Raw genomic sequence first — 211 nt, 5'->3', positions numbered from 1 at the left:
GAAGAGACGCTGGCGCAGCATGGCGCGGTGAGTGAACCCGTCGTGGTGGAAATGGCGATAGGCGCACTGAAAGCGGCTCGTGCTGATTATGCCGTGTCTATTAGTGGTATCGCCGGGCCGGATGGCGGCAGTGAAGAGAAGCCTTTCGGCACCGTCTGGTTTGCTTTTGCCACTGCCCGCGGTGAAGGCATTACCCGGCGGGAATGCTTCA

General features: G+C 60.2%; 1 protein-coding gene. It reads left to right on the top strand.

The annotated features are described in order from the left end of the window. Window positions 1–27 precede the first annotated feature (27 nt). The coding region (locus C7C45_RS33215; RefSeq protein WP_244200702.1) for a nicotinamide-nucleotide amidohydrolase family protein at window positions 28–211 on the top strand (184 nt) is incomplete at its 3' end.

Source organism: Micromonospora arborensis (assembly GCF_003205615.1).
In the GTDB taxonomy this organism is placed as follows: Bacteria; Actinomycetota; Actinomycetes; order Mycobacteriales; family Micromonosporaceae; genus Micromonospora; species Micromonospora arborensis.
The sequence above is the reverse complement of the archived record's forward strand: the minus strand, read 5'-3'. Positions and strand labels throughout refer to the sequence as shown.